Genomic DNA, 9,273 nt, shown 5'->3' with positions numbered 1-9,273 from the left:
CAAACTCCCAACATCGGCGCTTTTCCGTCACTGAAGTCCCCTTTCTTCCCTGGGGCTTGTCAGGTTTTTTCCTACAAACCCGCAACAAGTGCCAAGCAATCAGCCAGTTCATTCGATCGAGAAAAATCGGGGCTGTCATAGGAGAAACAGGCCTCGAAAGGGGTCCCAAGCTGGCCATTTGCCCTTGATCTTTGTTTGTAAGGCAAAGCCCGCTCTTTTCCAGACTTGGCCGGCAAGGCTGCAGGCCTACATTCGGAGGCAACACCATCCAAAGGCAAGGCATGCCCATGATTCCCCGCACCATTCACGTGATCTGGGTTGGCGACGAGAGTAAGCGCCCCGACAACTGCATCGACACCTGGCGCCAGCACAATCCCGACTGGCAGGTGCGCGTCTGGGGCAATGAAGAACTGGGCAGCTATGGCTGGATCAACTCCAAACATATGCGTGATATGGCCAAGCGCGAACTCAATGGCGTGGCCGACCTGATGCGCTGGGAGATTCTTTATCACGAGGGCGGCTTTGTGGTCGATGCCGACAGCATCTGCCAGCGGCCGCTCGAACCCTGGCTGTTCGAAGGCGAGGCCTGCGCCTGCTGGGAGAACGAATTGGTGCGGCCGGGCCTGATCGCAGCAGGCTATGTGGCCTCCAAACCTGAGAACCCCTTCTTCGGCCAGATGATTCTGGACCTACAGAACCAGCCGCGTGTTGACGACCGCATGGCCTGGCAAAGCGTCGGCCCGCTCTTCCTGACCGAATGCCACCGCATGCACCAATACGCCGACCTGACCATCTGGCCCAGTCACTTCTTCATTCCGCGCCATTTCACCGGCGCCGCATACACCGGCGGCGGCCTGGTGTTCGCCGACCAAGCCTGGGGCAGCACCCTGAACAATTACAACGAGCTTTACAAGCGAAAGGTCGCCTGAGCATGAGCGCCCTGCCCCAAACGCCCGGCTTGCCCGTCTCCACCCTGGAGCTGGCCCACGCGCCCTACTTCGTGCAGAAAGTTGCCGTCAGCGAAGAGCTGCGCGGCCGCTCCCGCCTGGATGTGTTCCAACCCATGTGCGCCGGTAAACGCGTGCTGCATGTGGGCTGCGTGGATTGGCCCATCACCAATCTAAAGCAATCCCTGCATTTGCAGCTCGACGGCATTTGCGAGCTGGATGGCTTCGACATCAATATCGAGGCCTTCGAGCAACTGCAGCCACATTTGAAAGGCCGCCTGTTCAGCAGCTGGGACGATGTGCCCAAAGACCATTACGACTTGGTGCTGGTGCCCGAGGTGATGGAGCATGTGCCCGATGTGCAGGGCTTTTTGCAGCATCTGCAATCATTGGGTGCCGCGCAATATGTGATCACCGTGCCCGATGCCTTCAGCTGCTTCCGCCAGCACTTTGACTACAGCAGCGGCGCGCAGACCTTTGTCGAAGTGGTCCACCCCGACCACAACTGCTGGTACACGCCCTACACCCTGGCCAATGTGCTGCGCAAGTACACCAGCTGGGACTTGCAAGGCATGTGGTTCTTCAACCGCATGTCCTTGCTGGCCATGGCGGGCCCGGCCGCAGCCCAAGTCGATGCAAGCGACGCCGAGGCCAGCGCCTGAGCATGAAAGTCAGCAAGGCCGCAAAACCGGCAGCAGCGCGAGGCAGCAGCGCCCCTGACTTGGCGAGCAGCCTGCGCCTGGCCCAGGCAGCCATGCAACAGGAACGCTATACCGAATGCGCCCAGTTGCTGCGCGACTGTCGAGATCCACTCGCCGGCCAGTCCAACCCCTTCCATCGCCTCCTGGGCGAAGCCTTGCGGCGCAGCGGCCAAGCGCAAGAAGCAGTCGGCGCATTGATGCAAGCACTGGCCCTGCGCGCCGACGATGAGCAAGCCTTTTTGCAACTCGCCTTTGCATTTCAAGACCTGCAAATGCCGCAAGAAGCGGCGGAATGCTTTCGCGCCGTGGCCGCCTTGCAGCCCAATAGCGTGATGGCCCAGGCCTATTTGGCGCACGGCGACCAACAAGCCCTGCGCTGGCAAGACTTCGAGGCCAATCAACAAAGCCTGCTGCATGCCATCCGCGCCAAGCCTGCCGATGCGGCCGATGAATTCGGCGTGCCTTTTACGTTGATCGGCCTGCCGCATCAGCCCGCGGATTTACTCAAGGTGGCCCGACTCAGCAGCCGCTACCTGACACGCGGCATCCGCCCGCTACCGCCTCGCCAAGCCAAGCCTTTGGCGGCGGGTCGGCGCTTGCGCATTGGCTATTTGTCGGCGGACTTTCACGACCACGCCACGGCCGCTCTGCTGGTTGAGGTGTTGGAGGCACGCGACCGCCAGCGCTTTGAAGTGTTCTTGTTTTCTCACGGGCCGGACGATGGCTCCGCCATGCGACAGCGGCTGCGCCAAGCCTGCGAGCGCTTCATCGACGTGGCCGGCCTGAGCCTAGCCGCGATCGCCCAACGCATACGCGCCGAACAGATCGACATCATCATCGACCTGAAGGGCCACACGGCCCAAAGCCGCTTTGCTGCCCTGGCCTATCGGCCCGCGCCGGTGCAAGTGGCCTGGCTGGGCTTTCCGGGCAGCAGCGGCGCCGACTTCATCGACTACATCATCGGCGACCCGCATGTCACCCCGCTGGACCAGGCTAGCGCCTACAGCGAACAGATTGCGCAACTGCCACGCTGCTATCAGCCCAATGACAGCCAGCGCCTGCGAGTCGGCGCCTCCGCTTTGCCAAGCCGCGCGGCACTGGGCTTGCCTGAGCATGCTTTGGTACTGCTCAGCGCCCACCCAATTTACAAAGTCACTCCGGCCCTGTTCGACGCCTGGATGAGCATTCTTCGGCGCTTGCCGGGTGCTGTCTTGTGGCAACTCAGCGGCGGGGCAGCACTTGATGCACAGCTGCAGCGTGAAGCGTTGACCCGTGGAATTACCCCCGAGCGCCTCGTCTTTGCGCCTCGCCTGCCCATGCATGAGCATCTGCAGCGCTTGGCAACCGCCGACCTGGCGCTGGACAGCTGGCCCTGCAATGGCCACACCACCACCAGCGATGCCTTGGCTGCAGGCCTACCCGTGCTGACCTTGCGCGGCGAGTGTTTCACGCAGAGCGTGGCGGCCAGCATCTTGGTTGCGGCCGGCCTGGATGAGTTGGTATGCGGTAGCGAGCAAGACTACATCGACCGAGCCTGCGCCTTGGGCGAGCAGCCCGAAAAGCTACTCGAAGTGCGCGGACGCGTGCTGAGCGGGCGACAAGCCCTGTTCGACGCCCCACGCTTCGCGCGTGAGTTGGAAAGCTTGCTGCTGCGCATGTGGGAACGTGCCGAAGCCGGCTTGGCGCCGGCCGCATTGCCTGCCGAACTACCGGCCGAGCTAGCACCCAAAGTCAGCTGACCCCGAGCGCGGCAAGCTCAAAGCCTCAGTGCATCTGAATCGCGCCCTGCGCGCGGCCCTTGCCAGCGCGGGCCGGTGGGTTGCACATGCCGCAGACATAGTGGCGTGCGATTTCATGCGGATGCGTCACGAATTGACCGCCGCAGGTGCTGCACTTGGTCATCGTCAACATGCCGTTGTCGATGAACTTCACCAGGCGCCAAGCGCGCGTCACCGACAGCATGGCTTCCAGGCCTTGGGCTTGGGTCTGCTCTTGATAGAGCTGATAGGCCTTGATGACCGCATCAATCTCATCCAACTCCGAGACCTTGTTCAGGTACTCATGCACATTCAAAAACAGCGAAGCATGAATATTGGGCTGCCAGGTCATGAACCAGTCGGTCGAGAACGGCAGCTGGCCCTTGCTGGGGCTCTTGCCCGAGACTTCCTTGTACAAGCGCAACAGGCGCTCGTAAGACATATCGGTTTCCGACTCCAACACTTGCAAGCGCGCACCCAGGTTGATCAAGGTGACCGCACGTTCGATCTGGCGGGCTTCGGTGAGGATGCTTTTGTTGCGCATGATGGTGTCGTCTCGTCAGGTCTTGTTAGGTGCGGTGATCAGGCGGCTTCTTGATGGCGGCCGGCCATCAGGATGGAAGCGTGTAGGCGGCTGATGCCGTCGTTGGCGGCCGACTTGCCGTGGCTGGTCAGCAGACCCCAGACCAGATCGTCATCCATGCGGAAGCGGCACAGCAAGGTATTGCCCGAGGCAATCTTCATCAGCTGAGCGGGGCTCAGCGTGCTGATCAGGGTGGCGGTGTCTTCGGAGATACCCAGACGATAGAGCGCTTGCTCGGGGTCCTGGCGGATCAGGCTTTGCGCCAGCATCAGGTAGTTCAGATTGGCTTCACGGATCTCGGCGAGGATTTGGTCTGCGTTCATGATGCTGGGCTCCGGGGGCAAAACTGTTGTGTTGATTTCGTATCAAGCTGAAACAGATTGTGAAGCTCGGAACAAACTCACAACATCGGCGCACTTCCGTTCCTGAAGTCCATTTTTCCCGCACCTGCTTGTCAGTGAACTTCCTACAGGCAAACGCCTAGGCCCGCCGGCCGATCTCTCGGGGCGGGTGTAAAAAGGTCAGTGGAATGGCTAGGCTTGGCTGGGACGCCGAGGCCGCCTGAGTCAGGCGCCGCATAGTCCGGCCGGGACGCTCTAACTAGGGCAGTCGATATAGCAGTCGAGCAAGCGGGCAAGCTGCCAGATCAGCCCGAGCAGGCTGATTGGGAGCTATCAGTCGGCAGCGGTCGCTGCGCCACCGGTCAGCGCGCTCAGGCGCTTCATTTCTGTTTGCGCCACCGGCAGCAAGTCAGGAGATTCCTTCTGCAAGTTTTGCAGGGCTTCGCCCGTGAGCAAGCGCTGCAGCACTTCGCGTGCACGCAAGACCTGACCCTGGCCAGACAGCGCGAAGGCCAAGGAGTACAGGCTTGCACCATGATTAGGCTGCAAGGCCAGCGCACGCTCGGCTGCGGCTTGGGCATGGGCCAACTCGCCAGCGCTCAGCAGCAGTGCGGCCATATCGCTGAGCAAGTCATGCGCCATCGGCTCATGCTCCAGGGCGATTTGCAACAAGTTCAGGCCCTCACCCAAGCGACCTTGCGCGGCTTCGGCAAAAGCCATATTGCGCGCTTGAGCCAGCAGCAATGCGGCCTCCACGCTGATCGTGGGCTCCGAGGAGTCGGTATGGATCGCCTGCAGCTGAGCAGGCAGCGTTGCGGATTGCGACTTGGCTTGCGTCATGGCATGCATAGGGATCTCCAAGAGTTTCTACAGCTTTTGCTCTGCAAAGGCCCTGACTGATCGGGTGACCTACACAGATGCGTGAGTGACTCTGATGGCTAGGCGGCAATGCAATAAAAAGCACCTACCGCTCGACTTCAGTGCAACGAACTTTAGTGCGCGGGCATCGGGTCATTCGTGAGAAAAGGCCGGACTAGCAGCCGCTTCTCCAAGCCTGCTCGGCGCGCCACGCACCGAAAACAAATCAGAGCCTGCGGCTTGCGCCACTCCTGCAAACACAGGCTCCTTGTTTCAGCAACAAAGCAGACTCTTCAAACACTGAATGCGCCATCGCGTTATCGCGACAGGCCACACACATCAAGCAAAGGTCAAGAGCAAGAACCAGCCACTCCATTCAGCCACAAGCAAAGTGCAGCGCCCTGCCTTCTTCGCCGCCCTCAAGGGTGGACGCCGACCCCAAATCGGCCAATCGATGAAACAAAGCCGAGCCACCCCCGCTTTTCAACAGATCAAGCCTATTGACAAACAGCCCTAAAGTTTATTTGGCGGCTGTCCGATACCCATTTCAACGGGTTCGGAAACGGACACGTGGTCCGGTAAGAAGGCCGCAACTAGGTCCTCCCTTCACAGGGGGTCAAAGCTGCATCAGTTGACTAAGCCGGGCGAGGCGGGGGGCTTGTTCATGAGAACAAGACTCCGCGTAACGGATGCCCTCTCAAGGTGTTCGCAACACGTCGGCGCTCTGCCGGAAAAACTTTGTAGCTGAAACAGGAGTGAATCATGCCCGCAATCATTAACACCAATCAGTTGTCGCTCAACGCACAGCGCAACACCTCGACCTCGCAAGGCACACTGGCCACCGCTATGCAGCGCCTGTCTTCCGGCATGCGTGTCAATTCCGCCAAAGATGACGCCGCCGGCCTGGCGATTGCCGACCGCATGACCAGCCAAGTGCGCGGCATGAATGTGGCGATCCGCAATGCCAACGACGGCATCTCGCTGGCGCAAACCGCTGAAGGCGCGCTGAGCAAGGTCAGCGATTCCCTGCAACGTATGCGTGAACTGGGCGTGCAAGCACGCAATGCCACCAATACCACCACCGACTTGGACTCCATCGGTAAGGAATTTACCCAGTTGGGTCAGGAAATCACCCGCGTGCTGGGCGGCACCACCTTCAACGGCAAGGCCATCCTGGCCGGCGCCGCCGGTACACAAACCTTCCAGATTGGCGCCAACACGACGGACAACGACATCGTCGACGTGGCCACGACCGATCTGACCGCTGACGCCACGATCACCGCCGTCACCGGCGCATCGATCAGCAATACCGATACCGCCGCCACGCTGAAGACCGTCATCGACAACATTGATACCGCCATCACCACAGTCAGCGGCCAGCGCGCCACCCTGGGTGCTTCGCAAAACCGCTTTGACGCCGTGACATCCAATTTGATGATCTCGGTGGAAAACCAAAGCGCCGCGCGCAGCCGGATTCTGGACGCGGACTACGCCTCGGAAACCGCCAACCTGAGCCGCTCGCAGATCCTGCAACAAGCAGGTAACGCGATGATCGCGCAGGCCAATCAGCTGCCGCAGCAAGTCCTGACCCTGCTGCGCTGATGACGGCGCGGAGTGAGTCGCGAATACCGACTCACTCCAGCCATCACCTCCAGCAGCTCAGCGATATTTCTCACTCCAACAGCTCATGAAAAAGACGCCGCAAGTCCCTTGACAAGTGGCGTTTTTTGAAAAAAGGATTTAAGTCAATCACTGGTGTCGTCGATAAGCAATTCAACGGGTCCGAGGAATTAGATGGACTACGTGGTCCGGTCAGCCGGCTCTCCAAAGAGCAGGACGCGGACGGTGCAAAGGCCAGGCGCAAGCCCGACATTTGCTGGCAAAAGCCACCTGTTATGGGCGGCCTTTTATCGACCGTGAAGCCCGGATTTCCGGCAAGTCTTAGTACACACCAAAGGATTGAACATGAGCCAAGTCATCAACACCAACCTGATGTCCCTGAATGCCCAACGCAATCAGTCCACATCACAAGGTTCCCTCGCCGTTTCCATGCAACGCCTGTCGTCCGGCATGCGCGTCAACTCCTCCAAGGACGACGCCGCCGGCCTGGCCATTGCTGACCGCATGACCAGCCAGGTGCGCGGTATGAACGTGGCCATCCGCAATGCCAATGACGGCATCTCGCTGGCGCAAACCGCTGAAGGCGCGCTGAGCAAGGTCAGTGACGCACTGCAGCGCATGCGTGAACTGGGTGTGCAGGCTCGCAATGCCACCAATACCACCACCGACCTGGACTCCATCGGCAAGGAATTCACCGAGTTGGGCGCGGAAATCAACCGCGTTCTGGGCGGCACCACCTTCAACGGCAAGGCCATCCTGGCCGGCGCTGCAGGTACGCAGACCTTCCAGATTGGCGCCAACACGACGGACAACGACATCGTTGACGTGGCTACCACTGACCTGACCGGTGACGCCTCGATCACCGCCGTCACCGGCGCCTCGATCAGCAACGTCGACACCGCCGCCACGCTGAAGACCGTCATCGACAATATCGATACGGCCATCACCACCGTCAGCGGCCAGCGCGCCACTTTGGGCGCCTCGCAGAATCGCTTTGACGCGGTGATCTCGAACCTGCAGGTGTCGGTGGAGAACCAGACCGCCTCCCGCAGCCGCATCCTGGATGCCGACTACGCCTCTGAAACCGCCAACCTGAGCCGCGCGCAGATTCTGCAGCAGGCCGGTAACGCCATGATCTCGCAGGCCAATCAGCTGCCGCAGCAAGTGCTGTCCCTGCTGCGAGGCTAAGCCAAAGCGGCAAGTCCACTGAGTCAGGCAAGACCTGACCCTCACCGAATCACGCGACTCCGACCTCTGGTTCACCCCAGGGTCGGAGTTTTTTTATGGCCGTTGTTTTGGCCCTTTATTGGCCTTTTGAATCGCTCAAGCACTCAGAGAATTTGCTCATCGGGTTGAAAGTGATTGAAGCCTGAGGTCCGGACCGAGTGGGCTGCCCAAACAAAGGGGCGATTGCTTGGATTGACCGGGCTGAGTTGCCCGCCACATCTCTTGTGAGCAAAGCAGGCAGATCACCCCGGCCCCGCCGGAATCACCGGATTTTGTAGGAGTGCTCAAATGCCGCAGACCATTAACACCAATATTGCCTCGCTGAATGCGCAGCGCAATCTGAATATGTCGCAGGGCTCGCTGTCCGTGTCCATGCAGCGGCTCTCGTCCGGCATGCGGGTGAATTCGGCCAAAGACGATGCCGCCGGCCTGGCCATCGCCGAACGCATGAACTCACAGGTACGCGGCATGAATGTGGCCGTGCGCAATGCCAACGACGGCATTTCGCTGGCGCAAACGGCTGAAGGTGCCTTGTCCAAAGTTGGCGACACCTTGCAGCGCATGCGTGAACTGGCGGTGCAAGCGCGTAACGCCACCAACACCACCTCCGATCTGGATTCGATCGGCAAGGAATACACCGAGCTGGCAGCGGAAATCACCCGCGTGCTGGGCGGCACCACCTTTAACGGCAAGAAGATCTTGGGCGCCGATGCGGCCGTGCCGCAAGACTTCCAGGTCGGCCCCAATACCGGTGCGGAAGACATCATCACGGTAACAACCACCGACATGACGCAAGACCCCACCGTGGTCACCGTCACTGGCACGACCATCTCGAATGTCGACACCACCGCGACGCTGAAGGTCGCGATCGACGCCATTGACGCCGCCATCAACACCATCAGCAGCCAGCGCGCAACTTTGGGCGCTTCGCAGAATCGCTTCGAAGCGGTGATCGCCAATCTGCAGGTCTCGGTGGAAAACCAGAGCGCTGCCCGCAGCCGCATCATGGATGCGGACTACGCGGCGGAAACCTCGAATCTGAGCCGCACGCAAATCTTGCAGCAAGCCGGTAACGCCATGGTGGCCCAGGCCAACCAAATGCCGCAGCAAGTTCTGTCCCTGCTCAAGGGTTGATGGCGCAGCAACTCATTAGCGTCAACTTGGGTTGACGCTCAGAGGCGGTTAGGCATCAAGCCTGAACCGCCTTTAGTTTTTTGCGCAATGGCCGATAGGCCGTAA

At 60.3% G+C, this 9,273-nt stretch carries 9 protein-coding genes; 6 read left to right on the top strand and 3 right to left on the bottom strand.

Features of this window, described 5'->3' with window-relative positions; translation table 11 throughout:
• Positions 1 to 281 precede the first annotated feature (281 nt).
• The 3 genes from AABB87_RS20870 to AABB87_RS20860 are packed head-to-tail and all read left to right on the top strand — an operon-like array spanning position 282 to position 3,387.
• Positions 282 to 929 carry a glycosyltransferase family 32 protein gene (locus tag AABB87_RS20870; RefSeq protein WP_341973231.1) on the top strand — a complete coding sequence of 216 codons (648 nt, stop codon included), beginning with the start codon at positions 282 to 284 and terminating at the stop codon, positions 927 to 929.
• A gap of 2 nt (positions 930 to 931) precedes the next feature.
• Entirely contained in the window at positions 932 to 1,609 is a 678-nt protein-coding gene (locus AABB87_RS20865; RefSeq protein WP_341973230.1) for a methyltransferase domain-containing protein, read from the top strand.
• A 2-nt stretch (positions 1,610 to 1,611) separates the two neighbouring features.
• Positions 1,612 to 3,387, top strand: a complete 1,776-nt coding sequence (locus tag AABB87_RS20860) for an O-linked N-acetylglucosamine transferase, SPINDLY family protein (protein WP_341973229.1) — start codon at positions 1,612 to 1,614, stop codon at positions 3,385 to 3,387.
• Positions 3,388 to 3,412: 25 nt separating this feature from the next.
• Here AABB87_RS20860 and flhC read toward each other — a convergent pair whose 3' ends face one another.
• The 3 genes from flhC to AABB87_RS20845 all read right to left on the bottom strand — a co-directional run bounded on the left by flhC (position 3,413) and on the right by AABB87_RS20845 (position 5,178).
• The gene (gene flhC / locus AABB87_RS20855) at positions 3,413 to 3,949 is read right to left on the bottom strand and encodes a flagellar transcriptional regulator FlhC (RefSeq protein ID WP_058719084.1); all 537 of its coding nucleotides are present in this window, start codon (positions 3,947 to 3,949) and stop codon (positions 3,413 to 3,415) included.
• A 38-nt stretch (positions 3,950 to 3,987) separates the two neighbouring features.
• Positions 3,988 to 4,311: a flagellar transcriptional regulator FlhD gene (gene flhD, locus AABB87_RS20850; RefSeq protein ID WP_058722085.1), complete on the bottom strand. Its 324-nt coding sequence runs from the start codon at positions 4,309 to 4,311 to the stop codon at positions 3,988 to 3,990.
• A gap of 351 nt (positions 4,312 to 4,662) precedes the next feature.
• Positions 4,663 to 5,178 (bottom strand): tetratricopeptide repeat protein, encoded by a 516-nt coding sequence (locus AABB87_RS20845; protein WP_341973227.1) that lies wholly within the window; start codon positions 5,176 to 5,178, stop codon positions 4,663 to 4,665.
• A 771-nt stretch (positions 5,179 to 5,949) separates the two neighbouring features.
• Between AABB87_RS20845 and AABB87_RS20840 the strand changes: the two genes are divergently transcribed.
• From AABB87_RS20840 to AABB87_RS20830, 3 genes are all read left to right on the top strand, one after another.
• Positions 5,950 to 6,789: a flagellin N-terminal helical domain-containing protein gene (locus AABB87_RS20840; protein WP_341973226.1), complete on the top strand. Its 840-nt coding sequence runs from the start codon at positions 5,950 to 5,952 to the stop codon at positions 6,787 to 6,789.
• A 363-nt stretch (positions 6,790 to 7,152) separates the two neighbouring features.
• Positions 7,153 to 7,995, top strand: a complete 843-nt coding sequence (locus AABB87_RS20835; protein ID WP_341973225.1) for a flagellin N-terminal helical domain-containing protein — start codon at positions 7,153 to 7,155, stop codon at positions 7,993 to 7,995.
• Between the two features lie 327 nt (positions 7,996 to 8,322).
• Positions 8,323 to 9,168, top strand: a complete 846-nt coding sequence (locus AABB87_RS20830) for a flagellin N-terminal helical domain-containing protein (protein ID WP_058719079.1) — start codon at positions 8,323 to 8,325, stop codon at positions 9,166 to 9,168.
• The last annotated feature ends 105 nt before the right edge of the window (positions 9,169 to 9,273 follow it).

It is taken from the genome of Roseateles sp. PN1, assembly GCF_038419725.1.
Taxonomy (GTDB): Bacteria; Pseudomonadota; Gammaproteobacteria; order Burkholderiales; family Burkholderiaceae_C; genus Paucibacter_A.
Note: the sequence above shows the minus strand (reverse complement) of the source record. Positions and strands in the feature narration are given on the sequence as shown.